Here is a 26,275-nt window from a genome sequence, read left to right as displayed (position 1 = left end):
GTTGGGTTTTGGGACGCGCCTCACCCCTGCGCCGGGGGCTCGGGCTCCTGGCGGTGCGCGCCGCCCCGCGACGCCGGGAAGGAGGGGCCCGCCGGGTCAGCCCCACCGGTGGACTGCGGCGCCTCGGCCGCCTCCTGCGAGGCGGAGGCCGCCTCGCCGCGGGCCTGCGCCAGGGCCTCCTCGGGGGTCTGCAGGTTCGTGGCGGCCAGGTCGGAGGCGATGTCGAGGCCGGTCTCCATGCCCGCCAGATCCACCCGGACCTCACCGGAGTCACCGGCGTCGGCGAAGGCGGCCGATGGGCCGTCGGCCCCCTTTCCGCCCAGCGCGCCGGCAATGCCGTTGAGAGCCGCGGTGAACTCCGTGGGCACCACCCACATCTTGGAGGACTGGCCGTTGGCGATCTTGGGCAGGGTCTGCAGGTACTGGTAGGCCAGCAGCTTGGGGTCGGCGTTGCCGCGGTGGATGGCGTCGAAGACCTGGAGGATGGCCCGGGACTCGCCCTGGGCCTTGAGGATCGCGGACTGGGCCTGGCCTTCGGCGCGCAGGATGGCGGACTGCTTATCGCCCTCGGCCGTGAGGATCTGGGACTGCTTGACGCCCTCGGCCGTGAGGATGGCGGCGCGGCGGTCGCGCTCGGCGCGCATCTGCTGCTCCATGGCGCCCTGGATGGAGGCGGGCGGGTCGATGGACTTGAGCTCCACGTTGCTCACGCGGATGCCCCAGCGGCCGGTGGCCTGGTCGAGGACGCCGCGCAGTTGGCCGTTGATCTGGTCGCGGCTGGTCAGCGTCTGCTCCAGGTCCATGGCGCCGATGACGTTGCGCAGCGTGGTGACGGTGAGCTGCTCGATGGCCTGGAGGTAGTTGGAGATCTCGTAGGTGGCGCGCTTGGGGTCGGTCACCTGGTAGTAGATGACGGAGTCGATGGACACCACGAGGTTGTCGGAGGTGATAACCGGCTGCGGCGGGAAGGACACCACCTGCTCGCGCAGGTCCACGATGGTGCGCACGCGGTCCACGAAGGGCACCAGGAGGTGCATCCCCGCGCCGAACTCGGCCTGGAACTTGCCCAGGCGCTCGACGATGATCGCGTACGACTGGGGCACGATCCTCACGGCGCGCACGATCGCCACGAGGACGAGTAGGAGGAAAAGGCCGAGGATGATGAGGATGACGTTCTCCATATCAGTTCCTTAGATAGGGGGCCGCCGCGGGGGTAGGGCCCGGGGCGGATGACTGGTCAGTCAGCGGGGGCGACGACGGCGGTGGCGCCGTCGATCGAGATGACGGTGATGGCCGCGCCGGGCTCGAGCCTGGCGCCGGGCCCGTGGCCCTCGGCCAGGCGGGCGCTCCACTCCGCCCCGCCCAGGCGTACCCGGCCTCCCAGGGCGTCCACGGCGGTCAGGGCTCGGCCGGATGAGCCGACGATGGCGTCGGCGTTGGTGCGCATCCTCGGCGCGGAGGCGGACATGCGGCGCTTGAGGGCCGGGCGGACGGCGAGGAGGAGCAGGCTGGCGACCCCGGCGGCCCCGATCACCTGCAGCCACAGGGGCGCCCCCAGGAGGGAGGCGATCATGCCGCCGAGCGCGCCCCCAGCGAGCATGAGGAGGGTGAGATCGGCCGAGAGGGTCTCGACGATGGCCAGGATGAGGGCGGCGCCGAGCCACCAGATCCATTCCATGGCGGTCTCGCTTTCTGCCCAATGGGACTGGGCCGTGGTTGATGAGTGGGATGGGGATGGGGCCCGCTGATCGCCCCGATCGGATCCAGGCCCGGCTCAGGCCTGGTGAACGGCGGGGCCGCTGGCCCCGCGGGCGGTGAAGCGCCCGCGGTCCGTCGTGATCTCCAGGGGCAGGCCGAAGGTGGCCGACATGGTCGAGCTGGTGAGGACCTCGCCCAGGGCGCCCGAGGCCACGGCCCGCCCGCCGCGCAGGGCCAGGGCGTGGGTGAAGCCCACCGGGATCTCCTCCAGGTGGTGGGTGACCATGACCATCGTCGGGGAGGAGGGGGTGGACACGATCTGGCTGAGCGCCCCCAGCAACTGCTCGCGCCCGGCGACGTCGAGCCCCGAGGCGGGCTCGTCGAGGATGAGGAGCTCGGGGTCGGGCATGAGGGCGCGGGCGATCTCCACGCGCTTGCGCTCGCCGGAGGACAGGCTCGCCCAGGGGCGCTCGATGAGCTCGCCCGAGCCGAGCGCCGTGAGCAGCGCGGTGGCCCGCTCGGTGTCCTTGTCCTCGTACTCCTCGCGCCAGACGCCGATGCGGCCGTAGGAGGCCGACAGGACGATGTCGAGCACGCGGTCCCCCGCCTGGAAGCTGGAGGCCATCGCCGACGAGCTCAGCCCGATGCGGGGGTGGAGCTCGGAGATGTCCACCCTGCCCAGGCGCCGCCCCAGGACCTCCACGGCCCCCGAGGAGGGGAAGAGACGGGCGGAGGCCATGCGGGCGGCCGTGGTCTTGCCGGCGCCGTTGGGCCCGAGGACCACCCAGTGCTGGCCCTCGTCGACCCTCCAGGAGAGGTGGTCGAGGATCTGCGTGCTCCCACGGTGCAGGGATACGTCGTCGAGGAGAAGAACACGGGTCATGGGATAACCCTATCCCGCCCGCGTGACCTGAGTCGCACGCACTCGCGCACAGCCCTCCCCTCCTCGATCGAGACCGGTCGAAAACAGCGCCGAGACCGGTCGAAATTACGATCGAGACCGGTCCGGCGCGCCGGCAGGGAGCCCCTCAGTGGAGGGCGTACTCATCCCGGCTGATGGTGAAGCCGCGCCCGGCGCCGTCCAGGCAGGTCACGCCCGACTCCACGCTGGAGCAGGTGTAGCCGTGCGCGCTCACGGACCGGCCGTAGCCCAGTGATCCGAAGGCGTCGAAGTCGGTGATGGCGCCGCCCCCGTTCCTCCAGGCGGTGATCCCGTTGATATCGGTCTTGCACGCGCCATAGGAGGGGCCGGCCTCACCGGTGCGGATGATGCCCTTGGTCAGCGGCCCGGTGGGGCAGCCGTTGGCGTCCTGGTCCTCGGCGCGGAGCTCGGGGCTGTCCGCCAGCTCGCAGGAGGCCTGCGGGGCGACGGCTCGCGCGGAATCGGATCCGAGCGCGTCAGGGAAGGAGGCGGGGCCGATCACGCAGGCGATGTTCCGGCTGGGGGTGAGGAAGGCGACGCCGTCGAAGCCGGGGTAGGAGTAGTCAGCGGGGTCAACGGCGGAGGTCGATGCCGAGGGCAGGGGGCTGAGGGTGGTGGCGGCCCCGGAGGGCAGCGCGGAGGGAGCCTCCGACGCCGGTACCGCGCCGGCTGGGGCCGGGTCCTGCTCCGCGGCGACGCCAGGGGCCGACGGCGCGGCGCTCGGCGCGCCCGGCCCGGACCCCGACCCGCAGGCGGCCAATGGGATGAGCGCGGGCAGGAGCAGGGCCGCGAGGATCGGCATCCGGCGATCGCAGCGCGCGCAGCGTGAGGGGACAGGGGCGGTGGGCATCAGTGCCTCCAGGAGACGCTGCCCCGGTGGGAGGCCGGTGGGGACGCCGGTCCAGCGGGGACGGAGTGCCTTCATTTTACGTCCCCGCGGCGCGGTGCGGCCTCGCAATCGCAGCGCTCCCAACGGTTTAAGGTGCGCAGCGTGACTGACCTCGACCTCCGCCCCTCGATCCTGCTCGCCCTGTGGCTGCCCGTTCCCTCCTCACGCGGCGCCGCCGTCGTCGAGGGCGCCGACGGCGCCCACGCGGTCGCTGATCCGGAGTTCGGCGGTCAGGTGCCCCTGCTGGAGTGGATGACCCTGGCGGGACGGCCCGAGCGAGTGGCGGCGGTGCTCCCCAGTCCCTCTGACCCCCTGCCAGGGCTGGGCTCGGCGCTCGACGCCGGTGAGGCGGTGCTGCTGCGGACCGCGGCGGGGCGAGGCGGCCCGCATGGGGCCCGCACGCGCCTGCTCATCCCCGAGCCGTCAGGAACGAGCGCGGTGTGGCGCCTCGTCGAACTGGGTACTGGGCCCGCGGGGCCCGGTGAGGCGGTTCCCCCCTTCGATGCCGCGCACGCGCGCGCCCAGGTTCATGCGGCGACGGAGGAGGCCATCGCGGCGCTCACCGAGCTGGACCTGGCCCGGGAGCGCCCCGAACTGGCCGACGATCTGACGGATCTCATCACCGCCGTCGCGGACCCGCGCCTCCTGCCACCGGGGATGGACCAGCGGCGCCGCGAGCTCCTGGAGCGCTCACTGCGCCTGCTGGGCATCTGCGAGATCGCGCTGGCCGACGACGGCGCCGCGGCGACGGCGCTCCAGGCCGAGCGGAGGGCGCGGGTGCTGCGCCCCCTGCGGGACACCGCACGCCACGGCGTGGCCGCGGCAACGGACTGGTGGGCCGGGGCGCGCTGAGGGCAACCCGGCCCCGGCCGGCCCGCGACCCGCGCGAGACCGGGGCGGGAGCGCTATCGAGGGATCAGCCGCGGTCGAGCACCCAGCGGTAGACCTCCATCGTGCGCTGGGCGATCGCTTCCCAGGAGAAGTGCTGCTCCACGCGGGCGCGGGCCGCCCGGCCCATGCGCTGGGCCAGGGCCTCATCCATGACGAGCGAGGTGAGGCGCTCGGCGAGGTCGTGGACGAAGGCCTCGGGCTCCACGGGGGTCCCGGTGCCGTCGGTGACCTGCTCGATGGGTACCAGGAGGCCGGTCTCGCCGTCGACGATGACATCCGGGATGCCACCCGTGGCCGAGCCGACGACGGGCAGCCCGCAGGCCATGGCCTCGAGGTTGACGATGCCCAGGGGCTCGTAGACGCTCGGGCACACGAAGACGTCGGAGGCGGACAGGACGGCGATGAGCTCAGGCCGCGGCAGCATCTCCTCGATCCACACCACGCCGGTGCGCTTCTCGCGCAGCCCCGCCACGAGGCCCTCGACCTCCGCCTTGATCTCCGCGGTGTCCGGGGCTCCGGCGCACAGGATCACCTGGACCTCGGCGGGCAGGAGCTCGCAGGCGCGCAGCAGGTAGGGCAGGCCTTTCTGGCGGGTGATGCGTCCGACGAACACGATGGTGGGCCGCGAGGCGTCAATGCCCAGTCGCTCCAGGGCGGCGTTGGACGCGGCATCGGCCCCGGGGCCGGCGGGGCGCTGCCAGGCGTCGAGGTCGATGCCGTTGTGGACGACCTTGACCCGCTCGGGATCGATGGCCGGGTAGGAGCGCAGGATGTCGGCGCGCATGCCGTTGGAGACGGCGATGACGCCGGCGGCGGCCTCGTAGGCGGTGCGCTCCGCCCAGGAGGACAGGGCGTAGCCCCCACCGAGCTGCTCGGCCTTCCAGGGGCGCAGGGGCTCCAGGGAGTGGGCGGAGATGACGTGCGGGGCGCCGTGGAGGAGGGAGGCGAGGTGGCCGGCGAGGTTGGCGTACCAGGTGTGGGAATGGACGATGTCGGCGCCCTCGCAGCCGGCGGCGATCTCCAGGTCGACGCCGAAGGTGCGCAGCGCCGCATTCGCCCCATCCAGCTCCGCGATCTCCGGGTAGCCCGTGACGCCGTCGTCGGCCCCCTCGCTGCCCGGCTCGCGGGCCCCCCCGAAGGCGTGGACGCGCACATCGGCCAGGGGCCGCAGCACGCGCGCGAGCTCGTTGACGTGGACGCCAGCGCCTCCGTAGATGAACGGCGGGTACTCCTTGGTGAGCAGATCGACTCTCAGTGACGCCATGTGCCTGTGCCTCCTCGGCTGCGCGTTCGGGCCGCCCTGCTGGCCAGGGCGCCGTCGGCCGTGATGCGGGCCTCAGCGCAACGGTAGCGGGATCGGGCGGCGCGCCGCCGGGGTTTCAGCCCGTCCCCGGCGCCAAGCGGTGCGCTCAGATGCCGACCCGCACCCCCAAACCGGTCGCATGAGTGGCCTCGATCACCGTAAGGTGGCCCCATGGCTTCCCCACGTGTCCTCGCAGTCATCCTCGCCGGCGGTGAAGGCAAGCGCCTGATGCCCCTGACCGTCGATCGTGCCAAGCCCGCCGTGCCCTTCGGCGGGATCTACCGGCTCATCGACTTCTCCCTGTCCAACATGATCAACAGCGGCTTCCTCAAGGTCGTCGTGCTGACCCAGTACAAGTCGCACTCGCTGGACCGTCACATCGCCAAGACCTGGCGCCTGTCCAACATGCTGGGCAACTACATCGCGCCCGTGCCCGCGCAGCAGCGCGTGGGCAAGCACTGGTTCCTCGGCTCGGCGGACGCGATCTACCAGTCTCTCAACCTGCTCGACGACGAGCGGCCGGACTACGTGGTGATCACCGGCGCGGACAACATCTACCGCATGGACTTCTCCCAGATGCTGGACCACCACATCGCCTCCGGGCTGCCCTGCACCGTCGCGGGCATCCGCCAGCCCCGGTCCCTGGCGGACCAGTTCGGCGTCATCGAGTCCGACCCGGTCAACCGGGGGGTCATCAAGGCCTTCGTGGAGAAGCCGAAGGACACCCCCGGGCTGCCCGACTCTCCCGACGAGGTCCTCGCCTCGATGGGGAACTACATCATGAACGCCGACGCCCTCCTGGAGGCCGTGACTGCTGACGCCGCCGACGAGTCCTCCAAGCACGACATGGGCGGCAACATCGTGCCGTGGTTCGTCTCCCGGGGCGAGGCCGGCGTCTACGACTTCAAGGACAACGACGTCCCCGGCGCGAGCGAGCGCGACCGCAACTACTGGCGCGACGTCGGGACGGTGGACGCCTTCTACGAGGCCCACCAGGACCTCATCAGCGTCAGCCCCGTGTTCAACCTGTACAACGACCGCTGGCCCCTGTTCGCCGGCTACGACGCCTCGATGCCTCCGGCGAAGTTCGTCTACGGGCACCACGAGCGCCTGGGGCACGCCGTTGACTCGATCGTCTCACCCGGCGTCATCATCTCCGGTGGTGAGGTGATCTCCTCGGTGCTCTCGCCGTCGGTGCGGGTGAACTCGTGGTCCTCGGTGCGCTCGTCGGTGATCATGGATGGCGCGCAGATCGGGCGGAACACAGTGGTCAACCGCGCGATCCTCGACAAGCACGTGGTAATCGAGGAGGGCGCGATGGTCGGCATCGATCGCGAGCACGACCTCGAGCGCGGCTTCACCGTCACCGAGTCCGGCATCACCGTGGTCCCCAAGGGCAAGGTTGTCGCGCGCTGACGCGCCGGCCACCTGAGTAGATACCCCGGTGCGCGGGGTGCGCGGCGCAGCCGACAGGACGCGCCGCGCACCCAGGCGCGCGCTCGGTACGATCGCGTCCATGATTCCCACGAGCGCCGCCGCATCCCCCGCCTCACCCACTTCTCGGGTCTCGGGGGCCCGTGGGGCTCTGGCCCCGCAGGGCCCTGGGCTGCTGGTCATGGACGTGGACTCCACGCTCATCGAGCAGGAGGTCATCGAGCTCATCGCCGAGCGGGCGGGGACTCGCGAGGAGGTCGCCGCCGTCACTGAGCGGGCGATGCGCGGCGAGTTGGACTTCGCGGCCTCGCTGCGCGAGCGGGTGGCAACGCTGGCGGGCGTGCCGGAAACCGTGTTCGCCGAGGTCCTGGCCGAGGTGCGCCTGACACGCGGGGCGGAGGATCTCATCGCGGCGCTGCATGAGCGGGGCTGCGCCGTGGGCGTGGTCTCGGGGGGCTTCGAGGAGGTCGTCCTACCCCTGGCCGAGCGCCTGGGGATCGACCATGTCGCCGCAAACCGGCTGGAGGTCGCCAATGGGCGCCTCACCGGGCGGGTCCTGGGAAAGATCGTGGACCGACGGGCGAAGGAAGCCTGCCTGCACCAGTGGGCGGCTGAGCGCTCGGTGCCGATGGAGCGCACGGTGGCGGTGGGCGACGGCGCGAACGATCTCGACATGATACGTGCCGCGGGGATCGGCGTGGCCTTCTGCGCCAAGCCGTTGCTCCGCGAGCAGGCGCCAGCGCGAATCGACGAGCGCGACCTGCGCCTCGTGCTCGACCTCCTCTAGCCGCACCGCCCCCTTTGGCGAGACCGGTCGAAAACACGGGCGAGACCGGTCGTTGTTAGGGGCGAGACCGGTCGGTTGTCTACAGGGCGGTGCTGGTGGGGTGGGCTTGGTGGGGGTTTTCCACAGATTGACGGTGGGGTCTAGCGCCGGGGGTGGGCAGGGCCCTAGGGTTGGGGCCCGACGGCGATGCCGCGGCCCGAGCGAGGCCACCGCCCCGGCGCCGACCGCCGACGTGCTCGACGGTGGTACCGGAGGGGGCGCAGGCGGCAGGCGACACGGTGAGGCTCCCATCGACGCGTGAGCCGCGGGACAGCAATTCGTCGAGGCCGGACGACGCCTGCCCTCAGACATCAGGAGTGCGTTAGCGCGGACCGTGAAGGCCCGTAAAGTGGCCGTGAGCGCGGTAACCCGCGTCCTAGCTGTGCTCGCTGTTTCCGGCAGGACCGATCAACGGGCCTGCAGGCCCTGGGCGTCATACATATCGCGATAATGCGCACAGTCTTCCATTAGGTCCGCGTGCCCGCCAACGCCAACGACCGCGCCATCATCGATGACGATGATCCTGTCCGCATGAGCCACTGTGGCGAATCTATGCGAGACGAGCACGACCGTCGTCTCGCCCCCAAGCGCGGCCATGGCCTCGAAAAGTATCTTCTCCGAGACCGCGTCCACAGACGCAGTCGGCTCGTCAAGGACCAGCAGGCGAGGCTTCTTCACCAAGGCTCTCGCAGCCGCGATCCGCTGCCATTGCCCAATAGACGGTTGATGGCCTCCCTCAAAATGCCGTCCCAGCATCGTGTTCAACCGCTCAGGCAGGGACATCGCCCAATCTCTCAGCCCGACCGCCTCAAGAGAATCCCAGAGTCGTTCATCATCAGCAGTGCCGCGATCTCGCGGATAGCCGTACTCAATATTGTCTCGCAACGATCTCTCATATTTAACGAAATCTTGGAAAAGAGCGGAGGACCATGAGTACAAATATTCTCGCGACAGCTCTCCGATGGGGCGGCCATCAACAAAAATTTCCCCTTCATCCGGCTCATAGAACCTCAACAGTAATTTACATATCGTTGATTTGCCACAACCGTTGATTCCAACAAAAGCGGTGATACTGCCACTGTCGATCGAAAAGGAAACATCATTCAATGCGAGAACATCAGTCCCGGGATATCGGAAGCTCACATTACGGAACTCCACTGAGCCGCCGCGCCCATCGGAAGGCCCTCGGAACGCGCCTTCAGCGATACGGGCGGGTTGCGTATCAACCAATGCCGCCCAATTTGACACATAAAGAAGATGCTGATAAATGCCTGTGAAGCCGATGAACGCCGCGAGCACTAATGGGCCGACCTGAGTAGTGGCCGAAATAAATCCCGCAAGCTCGCCTACCCTATTATGCGCCTCGGCAATAATTGCCGCGTAAACCACTGCGCCGAAGCTGGCGAGCACAGAGGCCGCCCCAAGGCCTCCGGCCTGGAGGAGAGCGAAGCGCGCCAGGCCGATGTCTTGGCGCAAGAAATTTTTCTTGATCGACGAATATGAGTTCGTGAACAGTTCGTCCAGGCGGAACAGACGAGTCTCCTTCTTGGCACTATCCGACATGAGCAAGCCGCGGAGGTATCCCGCCAGCCTTGCCTTCGTGGCGCGCTTGTACTCTATATCATAAGCCCTCGTTTGAACGCGAAAAGTGGCGACGCATCCAGGGATAGGGGCGACAAGGAGCATTGATGCAATAACGGGGCTCCATTGCCAGAGCACTGCGCATATGCTCAGCAGCGACAGCAGCGCCTGAATCGCGGATCTCAGCGTATCAAACAAGCCGTAGACGTGCTCGCCCGTCGATTCGTCCACGCGTTGAATGATGTCATACGTCTTTGAGGACTCAAAATTTTGCACCTCCATGTCCCCCAGTCGCTGAACCGCGTCGATCTCTATGTCATACGATAGCCTTAAGGTTAAGACATCCCCAAGGAATTTGATTATGTTCTCAAGAACATATTTTACGAAGACAACCACTCCGAACACGATGGCCCAAACGAGGTACCCCCTATAGTCGGCGCTGTCCACGACTGACGATACGAGAGCTCCGACCGCATACACTTGCGCCCCAGGGAGGACGCCGGACACTATCGACAATATTCCGATCACGGCGAAGCGGCGACGCGCGCTCCCGTCAATCCGACTCCAAGCGATGCTCATCGTCCGGGACAGGGGAGCCGCCCCGCGCATCAATAGCCGTGACTCAAACTCAGTCTCCACATTAATCATCCTCTAATGGGCGGGGGTGAGAAGATCGATGACCTCGGCGGAACCGCCGGTGAGGGCGGCCCAGGGCGAGCCCACCCGCAGCACGGCGGCGTTGGCGGTCGACATGCCGTAGGAGACCCGCCGCCCGAGGTCGCTCACTCCCCCATCGAGATAGGCGGCGAGCTCGGAGGTCGTCGGCTCGTGCCCCACCACGATCACCGTGCGCGCGCCCGGCCGCGCCTGACGCACCAGTTCGAGGACGGCCCGGCCTCCCCCGAAGTACACGTCCTCCTCCACGAGGGTCCGCCCCGGGGACAGCCTCTCGGCGATCGGCTGGGAGGTCTGCCGCGCGCGCCTGGCGGGCGAGACGATGAGCAGGTCGGCACTGCCCACCCGGGTGGCGAGAGCCGCCGCCAGGGCCCGGGCCTGCGCCGCGCCGGCGTCGGACAGTGGGCGCTCGATATCCGTGGGCGCCGCGGCGGCACGAGCGTGACGGATGAGGACGAGCGTGCGGGCCTGGGCGGCATCGGCGGCGCCGGGAGCGGCGCCAACAGCGGCGCCAACAGCGGCTCCGGGAGCGGTCTCAGTCATGGGTCCTCCTCGCGGATTGAGAGCGTGCGGATCGGTGGCCGGCGCGCCGCCGGACGACACCGACGATCACAGGGTCGCCCCGCCGTCGGCGTGGATGACGGCCCCGGTGGTCGCGGGCATCCAGTCGGACAGGAGGGCGACGGCGGTGCGCGCCACCGGCGACGCGTCATTGGGGTCCCAGCCGAGCGGGGCAACCGCCCCCCAACCGTCCACGAGATCATCGAAACCGGGGATCGCGGAGGCCGCCGTCGTGCGCAGCGGCCCGGCGGACAGGGTGTTGACCCGCACGCCCCGGGGCCCGAGCTCGACGGCGAGGGCCCGCGCCGAGGCCTCGAGGGCGGCCTTGAGCGGTCCCATCCAGCCATAGCCGGGGTAAACGCGGGAGGTGTCGAAGGTGAGGGCGAGCACAGAGCTCCCCCGCCCCAACAGCGGCGCCGTCGCCTCGACGAGCGCGGCCAGGGACGCGGCGGAGACGATGAATGCGTCGCGGAGCGCCGCCATGCGCGCCTCCCCCGCCTCCTCCAGGCGCGCCCGCTCGCCGTCGTCCGCCTCCTGCAAACCGGCGGGCAGCACCGTCCCGAGGAGGTCGCGGCTGGCGCGGGCGATCGAGTGGACGACGCCGTCGAGCCGCACCACGCCAAGGCGCTCCAACTCGCCCGGCAGCGCGGCCAGGGACGCGGGATCGGCCACATCGAGCCCCACCACGGGCTCGGCCAGTCCCAGCAGCGCGGCGACGGACTCCGTGAGGGCCCGGGCGCGCGGGTGCGTGGTGAGGATGACGCGGGCGCCCTGCTCGGCGGCGGCGCGGGCCACGGAGGCGGCGATCGAGGAGGGGCGCATCACCCCGGTGATGAGGACCGTGCGCCCCCGCAGCAGCCCGGGGGGTGCGCCTGGGCTCGGATCCCTCGGATTCATGGCCCCACCCGGGCCCGTCGCAGCCGTCACAGGCACAGCCTACGGGGTGGCGCCGCCCTCGGGGCGGTGACTCCGTGCCAGCATGGGCGCGTGACCGCCCCTTCGCACTCCCCCGCCCCGCTGCGCCTGGGCCCCATCGAGGTGCCCATGCCCGTGGTCCTCGCCCCGATGGCTGGCGTCACGAACGCCTCCTTCCGCCGGCTGTGCCGCCAAGCCGCCGAGTCCGCGCTCCCCGAGGCCGCGCGCCCCGCCGCCCCGGGGCCGATCCCCACCGATTCCGGTGGCCTGCGGGCACCCGCGGGCCTGTACGTCACGGAGATGGTCACCACCCGGGCCCTCGTGGAGCGCAATGAGAAGACCCTCGCCATGGTGCGCACCGACCCCGCCGAGCGGGTCCGCTCGATCCAGCTCTACGGCGTCGACCCCGTCATCGCGGGCAAGGCCGTGCGCATCCTCGTCGAGGAGGACCTCGCAGACCACATCGACCTCAATTTCGGCTGCCCCGTGCCCAAGGTGACCCGCAAGGGCGGGGGCGCCGCCCTGCCGTGGAAGCGGGACCTGCTCGCCGCGATCCTGCGCGAGTGCGTGAGCGCCGCGGAGAGCGCCGCCCGGGCCGCTCATCGCCCGCGGGAGGTGCCGGTGACGATGAAGATGCGCGTGGGGATCGACGAGTCCCACGAGACCTTCCTCGACGCCGCCCGCGCGGCCGAGCGCGCAGGCATCGCCGCCGTCGCCCTGCACGCGCGCACCGCCCGGCAGCATTACTCGGGTCAGGCGGACTGGGCCCGCATTGCCGAGCTCAAGGAGTCCACACGCCTGCCAGTGCTGGGCAACGGGGATATCTGGGTGGGGGATGACGCCGTGCGCATGATGGCCGCCACCGGCTGTGACGGCGTGGTCGTGGGGCGCGGCTGCCAGGGGCGCCCATGGCTCTTCGCCGACATCGTCGCCGCCATGCGCGGCGAGGCCTCCCGCGCGCGGCCGGATCTCGACGGCGTCATCGCCGTCATCCGCGAGCACGCGCGGCTGTTGGCCGATGAGATGGGCGAGGACCGGGGCGTGCGCGACCTGCGCAAGCACGTGGGCTGGTACCTCAAGGGTTACCCGGTGGGCGGGGCGGCCCGCAACGCGCTCATGCGAGTGGGCTCGCTGGCCGAACTCGACGCCGCCCTGGGGGTCATGCGCTCGCACCTGCCCGCCCAGGTGCCCTACCCCGGCGAGACCGTCGAGGGGCCCCGTGGCCGCGCGGGCCATCCGAAGCGCCCCCACCTGCCCGATGGCTGGCTGGACTCCTCCGTGCTCGACGCCGATCAGGCCGAGTTGCTGGGCGAGGCCGAGTCGGACGTCTCGGGGGGCTGAGCCAGGCCGCCAGGACCGCCAGGGCCGGCCGCCCTCGCACCAGCCGCCCTCGGGCCGGCCGGGTCCCTCGCGCCGTCGGCGTCCTGCGCCGCCCCACCGGTACGGCACAGGATGGTGGCGATGGCAGTGGTCGCGGGGATCGCCAGGACCAGACCGATGGAGGACACCAGCGTGCGCACGATCTCCTCACCGATCTCCCCGCTGAGCAGCGTGTCGATCACGGAGCGGTCGATGAGCGCGGCGGAGAGGATGAGCGGGAGCGCGGTGCCCGCGTAGGCGAAGGCGAGGGTGTAGACGGTGGAGGCGATGTGGTCGCGCCCGATCCTCATGCCGCCGGTGAACAGGCGGCCCCGGGGCATGGCGGGGTTGGCGGCGTGCAGTTCCCAGACGGCCGAGGCCTGCGTGATGGTGACGTCGTTGAGGACGCCGAGCCCCGCCACCACCATCCCGCAGGTGAGCAGGGCCCGCAGGTCGAGGTGGACGCCGGCCTCGCGCACGAGCCCGTTGAGGGTGACGGCAGTGTCGTCGACGGCGCCGGTCAGGTTGGACGAGCTCGTCCCCCACAGCGCGAGCAGCACGGTGATGATGACGCCGGTGAAGGTGCCGAGCAGCGCGGTGGTGGTGCGCACCGACACGCCGTGCGCCACGTAGACCGCCATGAGCATCATCGCCAGCGACCCGGTGAGGGTGACGGCCAGCGCACTCTCCCCGGCCAGGAGCGCGGGGATCATGAAGCCCATGAGCACGGCGGTGGCCATGATGAGCCCCAGGACGCTGAGCGCGCCGCGCTTGCCGGCCACCACGAGCACGAGCACGAGATAGACGGCCGCCAGCAGCCCGATCGGCAGGCCGCGCTGGTAGTCGACGAAGACGTAGGGGGTGCCGCCGGCCAGCGCCTTGGGCGTGTAGAGCACCTTCATGGAGTCACCAGGGTTGGCGACGCGGGCCGACTCGGCCGGGACGTGGACCGGCACGACGAGACCCTTGCCGTCACCGCTGGTGATCTCGGCGCACACGGCGTCAGTGAGCAGTGAGCCGTCGGAGATCTTGCCGAGCGCCTTGGCGGAGTCCTTGCAGTCCTCCACGGAGGTGGAGGTGACCGTGGCGGTCTCGATGGAGGAACCCGCCACGGCGAAGGGCCGCGAGCCCATGAGCGAACTCTTCCCCGGCCACAGCAGCGCCAGCCCCACGAGGGTGGCCAGGACGATCGGCACGACGATCGCGGCCAGCACGATCCTCACGCGGCGCGCCTCGCCCGCCGGGACGGGCGAGGCGCCGTGGTGGTGGGAGTGCCCCGCCATGCCGGGCGCCGTCAGCAGCCGGCGAGCCGCTCGGCCAGGTAGCGCTCGATGCCCTCCAGGGGCACGCGCTCCTGGACCATGGTGTCGCGCTCGCGCACCGTGACGGCCCCGTCCTCCGGGGAGTCGAAGTCGTAGGTGAGGCACAGCGGCGTGCCGATCTCGTCCTGGCGGCGGTAGCGGCGGCCCACCGCGCCCGCGTCGTCGTACTCGACGTTCCACAGGCGGCGCAGGCGCGAGGCGACGGCCTTGGCGGGGCCGGTGAGTTCCTCCTTGCGGCTCAGCGGCAGGACGGCGGCCTTGACCGGGGCCAGGCGCGCGTCGAGCTTGAGGACCACGCGGGTGTCGACGCCGCCCTTGGTGTTGGGGGCCTGGTCCTCGTGGTACGCCTCCACGAGGAAGGCCATCATGGAGCGGGTCAGGCCGGCGGCGGGCTCGATGACGTAGGGGACCCAGCGCTCGTTGGTGGTCTGGTCGAAGTAGGACAGGTCCTTGCCGGAGCGCTCGGCGTGGGTGGACAGGTCGAAGTCCGTGCGGTTGGCGATGCCCTCGAGCTCGCCCCACTCCGAGCCGGTGAAGCCGAAGCGGTACTCCAGGTCGACCGTGCGCTTGGAGTAGTGGGAGAGCTTCTCCTTGGGGTGCTCGTAGAGCCGCAGGTTGTCGGGGTCGATGCCCAGGTCGATGTACCAGTCGCGCCGGTAGTCGATCCAGTACTGGTGCCACTGCTCGTCGGTGCCCGGCTCGCAGAAGAACTCCATCTCCATCTGCTCGAACTCGCGGGTGCGGAAGATGAAGTTGCCCGGGGTGATCTCGTTGCGGAAGGACTTGCCGACCTGCCCGATACCGAAGGGGGGCTTCTTGCGGGCCGCGCTCATGACGTTGGCAAAGTTGATGAAAATGCCCTGGGCGGTCTCGGGTCGCAGGTAGTGCAGGCCCGCCTCGTCATCCACGGGCCCGAGGTAGGTCTTGAGCAGGCCGGAGAACTCGCGGGGCTCGGTCCAGCTGCCGGGCTGGCCGGTGACGGGGTCCGGCACCATGTCAAGGGTGATGGTCTCGGGGTCGAGGCCCTTGCGCTCGGCGTACTCCTCGATGAGCTGGTCGGCGCGGTAGCGCTTGTGGGTGTGCAGGGACTCCACGAGGGGGTCGGTGAAGGCCCCGACGTGCCCGGAGGCGACCCAGGTCTCGCGGGGCAGGATGACCGAGGAGTCCAGGCCCACCACGTCGTCACGGGAGCGGACCATCGCCAGCCACCACTGCTTCTTGATGTTCTCCTTGAGCTCGACACCGAGCGGCCCGTAGTCCCAGGCGGAGCGCGTGCCGCCGTAGATCTCGCCGCAGGGGAACACGAAGCCACGGCGCTTGGCCAGGTTGATCACGCGATCGAGTGTGGAGGAGTTCTGTGCCACCGGGTCTCTCCTGAATCATTCCGTCGTTGTCCGCACCTGGATGGTGGGAACGAGTGTCGACAGTCTAAGCGCTGCGGGGCCCGGCGACGCCCCGCCCAGCCGGGCGGGCCAGCAGCCATGATGAGGATCGCCGCATGGGCGCGCCCGTCGGTGAGATGATAGGGCGGCAGGTGCCGGGCGCGCTCCCCCGCCGGGCTCCTCGTACCCCTTGAGCACCGGCGCGATCGCGCCGCCGATGAGAAGCGAGGCCCGTTGTGAGCAGGACGGCGAGCGGCACCCCCTCCAGGTCCACCGCGGGCTCGACGGCGGCCAGGCCGCGCGCCACGCGCCAGCGGGCCGCCGTCGCCGGGATCCTTCAACGCACCACCGAGTTCCGCTCCGCCCAGCAGATCCACGCCGCCCTGGAGGCCGAGGGCACGAAGGTGGGGCTGGCCACGGTCTACCGAAATCTCACGGCCCTGGCGGACAGCGGCCAGGTGGACCAGGTGCGCAGCGCGGATGGCGAGATCCTCTACCGCTCCTGCGAGCGGGTGGGGCACCACCACCACATCGTGTGCCGCGTTTGCGGGCACGCCGAGGAGGTCGCCGGCGACGAGCTCGAGGCCTGGATCGAGAGGGTCAGCGCGGCCGCCGGGTTCACCCAGATGGAGCACGTGGCGGAGTTCTTCGGGCTGTGCCGGGACTGCTCGGCGCGCGCCGAGGGCGCCCCGTCCTGAGCGGGGCGGCGCCGGGCGGCGCGGTTTCCGACCCCGATCGTCCCGGTCACGATCGCGCAACCCCTCACCCGCTCCCTCAGCCGCGCCATGGCGCTGCCCACGGGCATCACCGTGGCGTCCCACGTGGCCGGACTCGCCATCACCGCCATCATCCCGGTCTCGCCAGGAGCGATGCTCATCGTCCTCCTCGTGGGCGGATGCGCCCTCACGGCGCTCATCGATGCGATGATCTCTGCTGTTCGCCCCGCAACCCGCCATCAGGAGGCAGTTGATGATCGACGAGCGCCTGGGCCATTCCCCCCGCGCTGACAGCCCCGTCCCCGCGCGCCCCCTGCTCGTGGCCGTGTGCCGCGAGCCCGGGCCCATCGCCGACGACGAGCTCGCCACGCTCATCGAGTGGGGCGGCCTCGACCCCGAGCGCGGCATCGAGACCATCCACCTCCTGGAGGCGGGCGCCCCCGAGCCCGAGGACATCGACCTGGACCGCTACTGGGCGGTGGCGATCACGGGCTCCCCCTTTGGCATCCGCCCCGATCCGGCCCACGACGCCGCCCATCCTCCCGCTGGCGGGCTGGCGGCGCTGGAGCGCATGCGCCGCCGCGTCGTGGCGCTGGCCGCCAGGCTCGTGGCTGAGGACCGGCCCACCCTCGCCCTGTGCTTCGGCCTCCAGGCGATCGGCCTCGCCCTGGGCGGCAGCCTCACGAGTGCCCAGGGCGAGGACCTGAGCGCGCCGCACCTGAGCCCCACCGAGGCCGGGCTCGCCGACCCGGTCGCGGGCAGGCTCCCTGCGGCGCTGCGGGGCTATGTGGGGCACGCCGACTCCCTCGCCCTCGGGCCCGATGGCACCCTTCCCGGCGGCGGGACGGTTCTGCTGACCGGCACCACCTGCCAGGTGCAGATGGCCCGCTGGGGCGAGCACGTCTACGGCACCCAGTTCCACCCGGAGATCACCACCGAGGGCATGCGCATCCGCATCGCCCAGTACGGGGGCGCCTACTACCCACCCGAGGAGCGCGCCGCCGTCATCGAGCGCTGCGACAGCGCTGACGTCACCGGCGCCAACGCGCTGATCACCGCCTTCGCCAGCCGCTACGCGCACATTCCTGCCGTGTAGGAGGGACCCGCCATGTCCCTGAGATTCGCCGCCTCGGCCCGCTCCACCATCGGGGTGGAGTGGGAGTTGCAGATCATCGACCCCGCGACGCTGCGCCCCATGCCCTGCGCCCCGGAGATCCTCGCCGAGCTCGCGCGCGCCCACCCCGCCCATGGGCGGATCCATGCCGAGATGCTGCGCAACACCCTCGAACTGGTGAGCAGGCCCCGGCGGACGGTCGCCGGCTGCGCCGAGGACATGGGCATCGCCCTGGACATGCTCGCGCCCTTCGTCGAGGCGCATGGGGCCGTTCTAGTGGGATCGGGCACGCATCCCTTCGTCTCACCGGCCAGTCAGGACGTGTCCGAGTCCGAGCGCTACGGCGTCCTGGTGGACCGCACCCAGTACTGGGGCCGGCAGATGCTCATCTTCGGCACCCATGTGCATGTGGGGGTGGAGGATCGGGCCAAGGTCCTGCCCATCGGCGAGCACCTGCTCGCCCACCTGCCCCACTTGCAGTCGCTGGCGGCGGCCTCGCCGTTCTGGGATGGTGAGGACACCGGCTACGCGGACAACCGCGCCTGGATCTTCCGCCAGCTGCCCCACGCGGGCCTGCCGGACTGGCCGGGCGACTGGGACGGGCTGGAGGACCTCACGGAGTCGATGATGCGGGCCGGGGCGATCAAGAGTTTCAACGAGTTGCGCTGGGATGTGCGCCCCTCCCCCGGTTTCGGGACGATCGAGGTGAGGATCTGCGACGCCTCCTCCAACCTCCTGGAGGTGCGGGCGATCGCCGCGCTCACCCAGTGCCTCGTGGAGTCCGCCTCGCAACGACTCGATGAGGGGCTCCCCCTGGCCCGCCTGCCCCGCTGGTTCCTGGCGGAGAACAAGTGGCGCTCGGCCCGTTACGGGCTGGACGCGACCATCGTGACGAGCCCCGACGGCGAGCAGGCGCCCTTGCGCCGGTCCCTGAGCGCCCTCGTCACCGAGCTGGAGCCGGTGGCGCGGCGACTGGGGTGCGCCGATGACCTGGCGCTCGTCGAGGGGATCCTCACCGGCGGCGCCGGGTACGAGCGCCAGCGGCGGGCCCGTGACGATTCCGATCTGAGAGGCGTCGTCGAGCAGCTCATCGGTGAGATGAGGGCCGGGTGCCCGCTGCCCTGAGGCTGCGGCCGACGCGGCTCTACCGCCCGCCCTCCGGCTCGCCCGCGACGGCGTCGATCGCTCCTCCGAAACGGCGGTTCCTGGAAGCGTAGGCGACACAGGCCCGCCACAGCTCGGCCCGATCGAACTCGGGCCAGGGCAGATCGGTGAAGTAGAGCTCGGCGTAGGCCGAGGACCACATGAGGAAGTTGCTCGTGCGCTGCTCGCCGGATGTGCGGATGAAGAGGTCGACGTCGCGCATGGCCGGGGAGTAGAGGTGGCGCTGGATCGTCTTCTCCGTGATGGAGCCCGGCTTGAGGCGCCCGGCGGCGATCTCCTCACCGATGGCGCGGGCGGCGTCGGCGATCTCGGCTCGGCCGCCGTAGTTGAGGCACATGTTGAGCACCATGGTGGAGTTGCCCGCGGTGATGCGCTCGGCGCGGCGCACCTCCTTGAGGACGGACTTCCACAGCTTGGGCTCGCGGCCGACCCATCGGACCCGCACGCCCCAGGCGTTGAGGTCGTCGGTCTGGGCGCGCAGGACGGTGCGGGTGAAGCCCATGAGGAAGCGGACCTCGGCCGGGCTGCGCCGCCAGTTCTCCGTGGAGAAGGCGTAGACGCTCATCTCCTTGACGCCGAGCTCGACGCCGCCGGCGATGACGTCCATCATGGTGGCCTCACCGACCCGGTGGCCCTCGGTGCGGGTCAGGCCCCGGCTGTTGGCCCAGCGGCCGTTGCCGTCCATGACGAGGGCGACGTGCTCGGGGAGCGCAGCCGCGGGGATCACCGGGGGAATGAGCCCATCGCGGTGCAGCGGAACGGATTCGGGCGCGGCGGTGGGATCGGGGGCGGGAGGCATATCAGGCTCTTTCGACGAGGGCGAGGGAGCGCAGGCGGCGCTCCAGGTGCCAGGTGGTGTAGGCGGAGACGAGCCCGGAGGCCTGGGCCCGATCCCGGGTGGTCGAGGCGTCGGCGAGCTGCCAGTCGCCGGAGAGGAGGGCCCCCATGAGCGCCATGGCGCTGGGGTCGATGGTGACGCTCCCGGCGGGGCGGCAGCCCTCACAGGCGGCGCCGCCGGCCTGGACGTGGAAGGCCGTGTGAGGCCCGGGGGCGCCGCAGACGGCGCAGTCGAAGCACGACGGCGCCCAGCCGGCCAGGGCGAGGGCGCGCAGGAGGTAGGAGTCGAGGACGAGGCCGGGGGCGTGGCGGCGCCGGGCCAGGGCGGCGAGGGCCCCGTAGAGGAGGAGGAACTGCTGGGGGGATTCGCCGGTGCCGAGGTCGCCGTCGTCCTCGGTGAGGCGCTCGGCGGTCTCGGCCATGGTCTGCGCGCAGGTGAACATGGCGTAGTCGGTGGCGATGGGGCGGCTGAAGGGGTCGATGGTCTCGACCTGGGTGACGACGTCGAGGGTGCGGCCGGCATGGAGCTGGACGTCGATCATGGAGAAGGGTTCGAGGCGCGCGCCGAAGCGCGAGGTGGTGCGCCGCACACCCTTGGCGACGGCCCGGACCTGTCCGTGGTGTCGGGTGAGCATGACGATGATGCGGTCGGCCTCACCCAGCTTGTGGGTGCGCAGGACGAGGGCCTCGTCACGGTAGAGCCTCTGCACGGGCCAGATCCTCTCACGCGCCGCGGCCCCCGGGGGCGAGGCGGGGCGCCGCGCCCCCGGAGGCCGCGCGGTGGGCGGCCTCAGCGCAGGGCGCGGTTGACGGCGGAGATGATCGCCTTGAAGGAGGCGGTGGTGATGGAGGGGTCGAGGCCGACGCCCCACAGGACCTGGCCGCCCACCTCGCATTCGACGTAGGAGGCGGCGGTGGCGTCGCGCCCCTCGGACAGGGCGTGCTCGGCGTAGTCGAGGATGCGGATGGACACGCCGGTCTGCTCCAGGGCGGTGGTGAAGGCGCCCACGGGTCCGTTGCCGGAGGCGGTGAGCAGGCGCTCGTCCCCCTCATCGGTGAGCGTGACGGTGAGGATCGCGTCCTCATCCTGGGTGGAGGTGAGCGTGGCGCCCTTGAGCTCGAAGCGTCCCCAGGCCGCCAGGCCCTCCAGTCCGTCACGGTGGATGACGGCATCGATGGGCAGGTACTCGTCGGCAAAGATGCGCCAGAGCAGCGTCGCGTCGATCTCGCCGCCATAGGTGTCGGCGTGGCGCTGGATGATGCGGGAGAACTCGATCTGGAGGCGGCGCGGCAGGTCCAGGTTGTGCCTGTTCTTGAGCAGGTAGGCGACCCCACCCTTGCCGGACTGGGAGTTGACGCGCACGACGGCCTCGTAGGAGCGGCCGACGTCGTGGGGGTCGATGGGCAGATAGGGCATGGACCAGGGCACGGCGGTCTCCGCGGCGTCGTCCTCAAGCCCCTCAGCGCGCCGGGCCTCGACGGCCTTGGCGCGCGCGGCGAAACCCTTTTTGATGGCGTCCTGGTGGGAGCCGGAGAAGGAGGTGTAGACGAGGTCCCCGGAGTAGGGCGTGCGCGGGGGGACGTCCATCTGGGTGGAGCGCTCGACGACGCGGCGCACCTCATCGATGTCGGATAGGTCGAGCATGGGGTCGATGCCCTGGCTGAAGAGGTTGAGGGCCAGGGTGACGAGGTCCACGTTGCCGGTGCGCTCGCCGTGCCCGAAGAGGCAGCCCTCGACCCGCTGACCGCCCGCGAGCAGGCCGAGCTCGGCGGCGGCCACGCCCGAGCCGCGGTCGTTGTGGTTGTGCAGGGAGAGGCAGACATGCTCGCGGTGGGACAGGTGGCGGCTCACCCACTCGATCTGGTCGGCGTAGACGTTGGGGGTGGCGCGCTCGACGGTGGCGGGCAGGTTGAGGATGATCTCGCGGTCCTCATCCGGCTCCCAGGCGCCCATGACGGCCTCGCAGACCTCCAGGGTGTAGTCGCGCTCGGTGTCGACGAAGATCTCCGGGGAGTACTCGTAGCCGAAGATCGTGTCCTCGGTGAGGACCTTCTCGGCACGGGCCATGACCATGCGGGTGCCGTCGACGGCGAGCTCGCGGATGTCGTCCTTGCCCATGCGGAAGACGACCTCCCGGAAGAGGGGGGAGAGCGCGTTGTAGAGGTGGACGGTGGCGCGCGGGATGCCGACGCAGGCATCCAGGGTGCGGTCGATGAGGTCCTCGCGGGACTGCGTGAGGACGGAGATGGTGACGTCCTCGGGGATGGCGCCGTCGTCGACGAGGCTGCGCACGAAATCGAAGTCGGTCTGGGAGGCGGCGGGGAAGCCGACCTCGATCTCCTTGAAGCCGATGCGCACGAGGAGGTCGAAGATGGCGCGCTTGGCCTCGGGCCCCATGGGCTCGATGAGGCTCTGGTTGCCGTCGCGCAGGTCGGTGGACAGCCAGCGGGGGGCGGTGGTGAGGCGCTTGGTGGGCCAGGTCCGGTCCGGCAGGTCGGTGATGACGGTGTCCTGGAAGGGGCGGTACTTGGCGAAGGGCATGCCGGAGGGCTGCTGGGGCGCGGGGAGAGCGGTGCGCATGGGTGAGCTCCTGGGGTCAGTGGTGGCGATCGGGCGCGCTGTGCGCCCGGCGGCTGGCAACGCGGATCGCCGCGGTCGGGGTGCCGGCCTGTCAGGCCCCGCCGCGGCGGCTAAGCAGGAGGCCGCCGCCCGGGCGCAGGGCCCGGCTCCGCGCTGGCATCACTGCTGGCATCGCTCGCTTCACTGGCATGGTCATGACCGTACTCCATAAGCGACGCCCCGTCAGGACAAACCACACTCCGGACCCGCCGCCCCCTCGCCGAGACCGGTCGAAAACACGAGCGAGACCGGTCGAAAATACGAGCGAGACCGGTCCGCAGTGCCCTCGCGGCCCAGGAACCGCCTGGGCCCGGTGCTGCGCCCTCGAACCGCGAGGATGAGGGCGCAGCGCCGGGCCGAGACCGCGGAGCCGGGCCGGGGGCGCTCAGATGAGGCCGGCAGCGAGGTCGAGGGGCGTGCCGAAGCGGTGGGCCGTGATCGCGACCGACTGCTCGCGCAGGAAGGGCAGCAGCTCGGTGTGCGGGCAGGGGGTGACCTCCCCCGTGTAGAGGGCGACGTCGGGACTGCCGCTGGTCAACGACGTCGCCTCCTCCCAGACAGAGGCCTCGGCCACGCCGCGCGGGGCGAGGATGCGCACGCGCGTGCCCAGGGCGTGGGAGGCGCCCAGATCCGCCAGGCGGGCGGACCACACCCCCTCGGGCTCGAGCTCCACGCGCACGCCCGCCGCCTGGGCCGCGGCGGTCAGGCCCGCCTGCAGTGGCGCCTCCACGGAGAGCTCGACGTCGGCACCGGCGAGCACGCCCGCGGCGAGGACGCGCACGAGGTCCACCGTCTCTACCCCGAGCACGGAGCGCACGATGACGGGGGTGGGCCGGTAGCGCAGGATGTTGCGCTCGCAGGCCAGCCCCGTGACGTCGAGCGCCTGGCCGTAGCGCTCCCGCCAGGCGGCGGCGTCTGCGGCCAGGGCGCGGCGCAGCCAGGCGGCGTCGGCGCGGACGAGCTCGTGGCGCACAGCCTCGAAGAGCCCCGCGACGCGCTCATCGACGTCGGACAGTGAGCCGCTGGCGACCTCAGCCTCGGCGTCCTCGGCCCGGGTGACCTCCCCCAGGCCGAGCAGGTAGGAGGGACCGCCGGCCTTCGTGGTGGCGCCGATGGCGGAGCGCTTCCAGCCGCCGAAGGGCTGGCGCCGCACGATGGCGCCGGTGATGCCGCGGTTGACGTAGAGGTTGCCGGCCTCGATCCCGTCCAGCCACTGGGCGAGCTCGGCGGCATCGAGGGTCTGCAGCCCGGAGGTCAGCCCGTAGTCGACGGCGTTGACCACCTCGATCGCCTCGGCGAGCGTGTCCACCCGCATGATGCCGATGACCGGCGCGAAGTACTCGGTGAGGTGGTACTCGCTGCCGGGGGCCACGCCGGCGCGGATGCCCGGCCGCCACAGGCCCCCTCCCAGATGCTTGGGGGCGAGCACCCAGTGCTCCCCGCTGCCCAGGGTGGTCAGCCCCCGCCGCGCCTTGGGGTCATCCGGGACGACGACGGGCCCCACCTGGGAGTCCAGGTGCTCAGGCCCCTTGACCCGCAGGGAGGCGGTGGCGTCCACGAGCTGGCGGGCGATGCGCTCGGAGCGGCCCGCCGAGCCGACGAGCACGAGGAGGGAGGCGGCCGAGCACTTCTGGCCGGCGTGCCCGAAGGCCGATGCGACGGCGTCGCGCACGGCCAGGTCGGGATCGGCCGAGGGGGTGACGATGATGGCGTTCTTGCCGCTGGTCTCCCCCAGCAGGCGCATGGAGGGCTTCCAGGAGCGGAAGAGGCGGGCGGTGTCGTAGGAGCCGGTGAGGATGACCCGCTCGACACCCTCATGGGTGACGAGGTGCTGGGAGACGTCACCGTCCTCAATGGGGGCGAGCATGAGGACCTCCCGCGGCACCCCGGCGGTGTGGAGGGCACGCACGATCTCGGCGCCGCAGCGGCGGGCGGGCGGGGCGGGTTTGAGGACGACGGCGCTGCCCACGGCCAGGGCGGCCACGACTCCCCCGGTGGGGATGGCGAGCGGGAAGTTCCAGGGCGAGGCGACGACGGTCACCCGCGCGGGGGTGAAGCGGGCGCCGACGAGGTGGTCAGGATCGGCCACTTCCAGGGCCATCCGCGCGTAGTGGCGGCAGAAGTCGATGGCCTCGCTGACCTCGGGGTCGGACTGGTCGATGGTCTTGCCGGTCTCCGCGGCGGCCACCTCGATGAGTTCGGCCCGGCGGGCGGCGAGGATGTCGCCGGCATGGTCGATGATGGCGGCGCGCTCGGCGGCGGGCCGGGCCGCCCACGCCTTGTGCGCGCTCGTGAGAGCGGCGATGGCGCTGTCCACGTCCTCGCTGGTGGCCAGGAAGGCCTCGCCGGAGCGCACGTCGTCGATGCCGCGCTTCGAGCCGGGGATGGCGGCGGCGATGCGGCGCGCCCATTCGCGGTTGGCGGGCAGTGCGGGGTCGGAGTCGGTGGCGGGGACGTACTCGGGCAGGGGGCCCGGGGCGGGTGGCCCGGCAATGGGGGCTCGCTGCTCGGCGAGGCGGTCCTGGGCGCGTCGGGGCGCGGGCACGGGGGCGCCCGGATCGAGGTCGGCCAGGGCGTCGAGGAAGCGCTGCTGCTCGCGGGCGAAGACGGCCGGGTCGGAGGCGAGGTCGAAGACGCCCGACATGAAGTTCTCGGGGGCGGCGTTTTCCTCCAGACGGCGCACGAGGTAGGAGATGGCGACGTCGAACTCGCCGGGGTCCACCACCGGCACGTACAGCAGGAGCTGGCCGACGTCTCGGCGCACGACCTCGGCGATGCCGGTGGCCATACCGGAGAGCATCTCGAACTCGACGTCGTCCTGGGCGCCGCGGGCCTGACGCAACTCGTAGGCGAAGGCGATGTCGAAGAGGTTCTGGCCGGCCACGCCCAGGCGGATGTTGGCCAGGCGCTCAGGCGTCATCGCCCACTCAAGCATCCGCTTGTAGTTGGTGTCGGTAGCCTGCTTGCTGGGCCAGGTGACCGGCTCCCAGCCGTGGATCTCGGCGTCGACGCGCTCCATGGACAGGTTGGCGCCCTTGACGATGCGGACTTTGATGCGGTGCCCGCCGGAGGCGACGCGGGCGGCGGCCCACTCCTGGAGGCGCGCCATGGCGGCCAGGGAGTCGGGCAGGTAGGCCTGCAGGACGATGCCCGCCTCGTAATCACGCAGGTCGGGTTGGTCGAGGATGGCGGTGAAGACCTCGATGGTCAGATCGAGGTCCTTGTAGTCCTCCATGTCGAGGTTGAGGAAGGTGCCGTGGTCGCGGGCGGCGCGGTACAGGGGCGTGAGGGCCTCGACGCCGTGGGCGACGACCTCCTCATGACCCCAGGGGTTGTGGGGGCCGGTGACGGCGGAGACCTTGACGGAGGCGTAGTCGACGTCGTCGCGCGTGACCAGGCCCATGACCTGGGTGAGGCGCCGCTCGGCCTCCTTGTTGCCTAGGACGGCCTCACCCAGGAGGTTGACGTTGAGGCGGTTGCCGCCCTCGCGCAGGCGGGCGAGCGCGGGGCCGAGCCCTGCCTCGGTGGCGTCGACGACGAGGTCGCCGACGAGCTCGCGGAAGGTGCGGCGGGCGATCCTGGCGGCGGTGCGCGGGGCGAGGCGCGCCACGCGCCCGCCGACGCCGGTGGCGGCGCCGAGCAGTTTCGGCAGGAAGCTGGTGCGCTTGGCGGCCAGGCGGGCGAGCGCGGCCCCGGCGACGTCGAGATCGGCGGGGCGCACGACGTCGTCGGTGAAGCGGGTGGTGAACTCCAGGCCATCGGGGTCGGCGAGGATGCTAGCCAGGAGAGAGGCGCTGCGAGGGACGGGCTCGTGGGCGGAAGCGTCGGCCCAGCGGCGGGCTCGGGCGGTGGCGCGCTGGCCGATGTCCCATAGGTCGTCGGGGCAGGCGCGGGCAGGGCCGGTCGGGGCTGGGCTGTGCTGGATCGCCATGTGCGGCTCGCTCTCACTCGATGATCAGGGGCTGATCCAAGTGTGCGACACGGCGTCGCGACGCGCAGGGCTTTCGGCCGTGATCGTCTCGGGTTCTTGCCCGGGCGGCCCCGAGGCGCCCCTCGGCGGCGCCGG

The 26,275-nt window shown here is 71.1% G+C and carries 21 protein-coding genes; 7 read left to right on the top strand and 14 right to left on the bottom strand.

What is annotated here, in order from left to right; all coding sequences use genetic code 11:
• Positions 1 to 20 precede the first annotated feature (20 nt).
• The 4 genes from GVV75_RS01630 to GVV75_RS01615 all read right to left on the bottom strand — a co-directional run bounded on the left by GVV75_RS01630 (position 21) and on the right by GVV75_RS01615 (position 3,470).
• A complete protein-coding gene (locus GVV75_RS01630; RefSeq protein ID WP_159523508.1) occupies positions 21 to 1,181 on the bottom strand; it encodes an SPFH domain-containing protein in 1,161 nt (386 codons plus the stop codon).
• A gap of 56 nt (positions 1,182 to 1,237) precedes the next feature.
• Positions 1,238 to 1,678: an NfeD family protein gene (locus tag GVV75_RS01625; RefSeq protein ID WP_159813220.1), complete on the bottom strand. Its 441-nt coding sequence runs from the start codon at positions 1,676 to 1,678 to the stop codon at positions 1,238 to 1,240.
• 96 nt (positions 1,679 to 1,774) lie between these two features.
• Positions 1,775 to 2,581, bottom strand: coding sequence for an ABC transporter ATP-binding protein (locus GVV75_RS01620; RefSeq protein ID WP_159813218.1), 807 nt, complete (start codon positions 2,579 to 2,581; stop codon positions 1,775 to 1,777).
• 145 nt (positions 2,582 to 2,726) lie between these two features.
• Entirely contained in the window at positions 2,727 to 3,470 is a 744-nt protein-coding gene (locus GVV75_RS01615; RefSeq protein ID WP_159813216.1) for a hypothetical protein, read from the bottom strand.
• Between the two features lie 141 nt (positions 3,471 to 3,611).
• Between GVV75_RS01615 and GVV75_RS01610 the strand changes: the two genes are divergently transcribed.
• Complete coding sequence (locus tag GVV75_RS01610) at positions 3,612 to 4,361, top strand: hypothetical protein (RefSeq protein ID WP_159523516.1); 750 nt, start codon at positions 3,612 to 3,614, stop codon at positions 4,359 to 4,361.
• A gap of 64 nt (positions 4,362 to 4,425) precedes the next feature.
• On the opposite strand, the gene glgA is transcribed toward GVV75_RS01610, so the two are convergent.
• Positions 4,426 to 5,655 (bottom strand): glycogen synthase, encoded by a 1,230-nt coding sequence (gene glgA / locus GVV75_RS01605; protein WP_159813310.1) that lies wholly within the window; start codon positions 5,653 to 5,655, stop codon positions 4,426 to 4,428.
• Between the two features lie 219 nt (positions 5,656 to 5,874).
• Here glgA and glgC point away from each other — a divergent pair, with 219 nt between their 5' ends.
• Positions 5,875 to 7,119 (top strand): glucose-1-phosphate adenylyltransferase, encoded by a 1,245-nt coding sequence (gene glgC, locus GVV75_RS01600; RefSeq protein WP_159523518.1) that lies wholly within the window; start codon positions 5,875 to 5,877, stop codon positions 7,117 to 7,119.
• A gap of 100 nt (positions 7,120 to 7,219) precedes the next feature.
• The gene (gene serB, locus GVV75_RS01595) at positions 7,220 to 7,924 is read left to right on the top strand and encodes a phosphoserine phosphatase SerB (protein WP_159813214.1); all 705 of its coding nucleotides are present in this window, start codon (positions 7,220 to 7,222) and stop codon (positions 7,922 to 7,924) included.
• A 447-nt stretch (positions 7,925 to 8,371) separates the two neighbouring features.
• Here serB and GVV75_RS01590 read toward each other — a convergent pair whose 3' ends face one another.
• The 3 genes from GVV75_RS01590 to GVV75_RS01580 all read right to left on the bottom strand — a co-directional run bounded on the left by GVV75_RS01590 (position 8,372) and on the right by GVV75_RS01580 (position 11,707).
• Positions 8,372 to 10,123, bottom strand: coding sequence for an ABC transporter ATP-binding protein (locus GVV75_RS01590; protein WP_159813212.1), 1,752 nt, complete (start codon positions 10,121 to 10,123; stop codon positions 8,372 to 8,374).
• Positions 10,124 to 10,195: 72 nt separating this feature from the next.
• Positions 10,196 to 10,762 (bottom strand): SixA phosphatase family protein, encoded by a 567-nt coding sequence (locus GVV75_RS01585; RefSeq protein WP_159813210.1) that lies wholly within the window; start codon positions 10,760 to 10,762, stop codon positions 10,196 to 10,198.
• A 66-nt stretch (positions 10,763 to 10,828) separates the two neighbouring features.
• The gene (locus GVV75_RS01580) at positions 10,829 to 11,707 is read right to left on the bottom strand and encodes an SDR family oxidoreductase (protein ID WP_236266025.1); all 879 of its coding nucleotides are present in this window, start codon (positions 11,705 to 11,707) and stop codon (positions 10,829 to 10,831) included.
• A 60-nt stretch (positions 11,708 to 11,767) separates the two neighbouring features.
• Here GVV75_RS01580 and dusB point away from each other — a divergent pair, with 60 nt between their 5' ends.
• Complete coding sequence (gene dusB / locus GVV75_RS01575; protein ID WP_159813208.1) at positions 11,768 to 13,036, top strand: tRNA dihydrouridine synthase DusB; 1,269 nt, start codon at positions 11,768 to 11,770, stop codon at positions 13,034 to 13,036.
• Here dusB and GVV75_RS01570 read toward each other — a convergent pair.
• Both GVV75_RS01570 and GVV75_RS01565 read right to left on the bottom strand, forming a co-directional pair.
• Entirely contained in the window at positions 12,988 to 14,337 is a 1,350-nt protein-coding gene (locus GVV75_RS01570) for a YibE/F family protein (RefSeq protein ID WP_159813206.1), read from the bottom strand. The two genes, dusB and GVV75_RS01570, sit on opposite strands and share 49 nt — an antisense overlap.
• An 11-nt stretch (positions 14,338 to 14,348) precedes the next feature.
• Positions 14,349 to 15,740: a glycine--tRNA ligase gene (locus GVV75_RS01565; RefSeq protein ID WP_159523532.1), complete on the bottom strand. Its 1,392-nt coding sequence runs from the start codon at positions 15,738 to 15,740 to the stop codon at positions 14,349 to 14,351.
• Between the two features lie 254 nt (positions 15,741 to 15,994).
• Between GVV75_RS01565 and GVV75_RS01560 the strand changes: the two genes are divergently transcribed.
• The 3 genes from GVV75_RS01560 to GVV75_RS01550 all read left to right on the top strand — a co-directional run bounded on the left by GVV75_RS01560 (position 15,995) and on the right by GVV75_RS01550 (position 18,713).
• Positions 15,995 to 16,456, top strand: a complete 462-nt coding sequence (locus tag GVV75_RS01560) for a Fur family transcriptional regulator (protein ID WP_159523534.1) — start codon at positions 15,995 to 15,997, stop codon at positions 16,454 to 16,456.
• 271 nt (positions 16,457 to 16,727) lie between these two features.
• Positions 16,728 to 17,570: a glutamine amidotransferase-related protein gene (locus tag GVV75_RS01555; protein WP_159523536.1), complete on the top strand. Its 843-nt coding sequence runs from the start codon at positions 16,728 to 16,730 to the stop codon at positions 17,568 to 17,570.
• Positions 17,571 to 17,582: 12 nt separating this feature from the next.
• Positions 17,583 to 18,713, top strand: coding sequence for a carboxylate-amine ligase (locus GVV75_RS01550; RefSeq protein WP_159813204.1), 1,131 nt, complete (start codon positions 17,583 to 17,585; stop codon positions 18,711 to 18,713).
• Positions 18,714 to 18,732: 19 nt separating this feature from the next.
• Here the strand turns inward: GVV75_RS01550 and GVV75_RS01545 are convergent, their stop codons facing one another.
• From GVV75_RS01545 to GVV75_RS01530, 4 genes are all read right to left on the bottom strand, one after another.
• Entirely contained in the window at positions 18,733 to 19,551 is an 819-nt protein-coding gene (locus GVV75_RS01545; protein WP_159523540.1) for an isoprenyl transferase, read from the bottom strand.
• A gap of 1 nt (position 19,552) precedes the next feature.
• Positions 19,553 to 20,299: a DNA repair protein RecO gene (gene recO / locus GVV75_RS01540; protein ID WP_159716670.1), complete on the bottom strand. Its 747-nt coding sequence runs from the start codon at positions 20,297 to 20,299 to the stop codon at positions 19,553 to 19,555.
• Between the two features lie 80 nt (positions 20,300 to 20,379).
• On the bottom strand, positions 20,380 to 22,170 hold the full coding sequence (leuA, locus tag GVV75_RS01535; protein WP_159625494.1) for a 2-isopropylmalate synthase: 1,791 nt from the start codon (positions 22,168 to 22,170) through the stop codon (positions 20,380 to 20,382).
• 424 nt (positions 22,171 to 22,594) lie between these two features.
• A complete protein-coding gene (locus tag GVV75_RS01530; protein ID WP_159716668.1) occupies positions 22,595 to 26,140 on the bottom strand; it encodes a proline dehydrogenase family protein in 3,546 nt (1,181 codons plus the stop codon).
• Positions 26,141 to 26,275 lie beyond the last annotated feature (135 nt).

The sequence above is a fragment of the Actinomyces sp. zg328 genome (assembly GCF_009829635.1).
Lineage (GTDB): Bacteria > Actinomycetota > Actinomycetes > Actinomycetales > Actinomycetaceae > Actinomyces > Actinomyces marmotae.
This window is presented reverse-complemented; position numbering and strand designations above follow the sequence as displayed.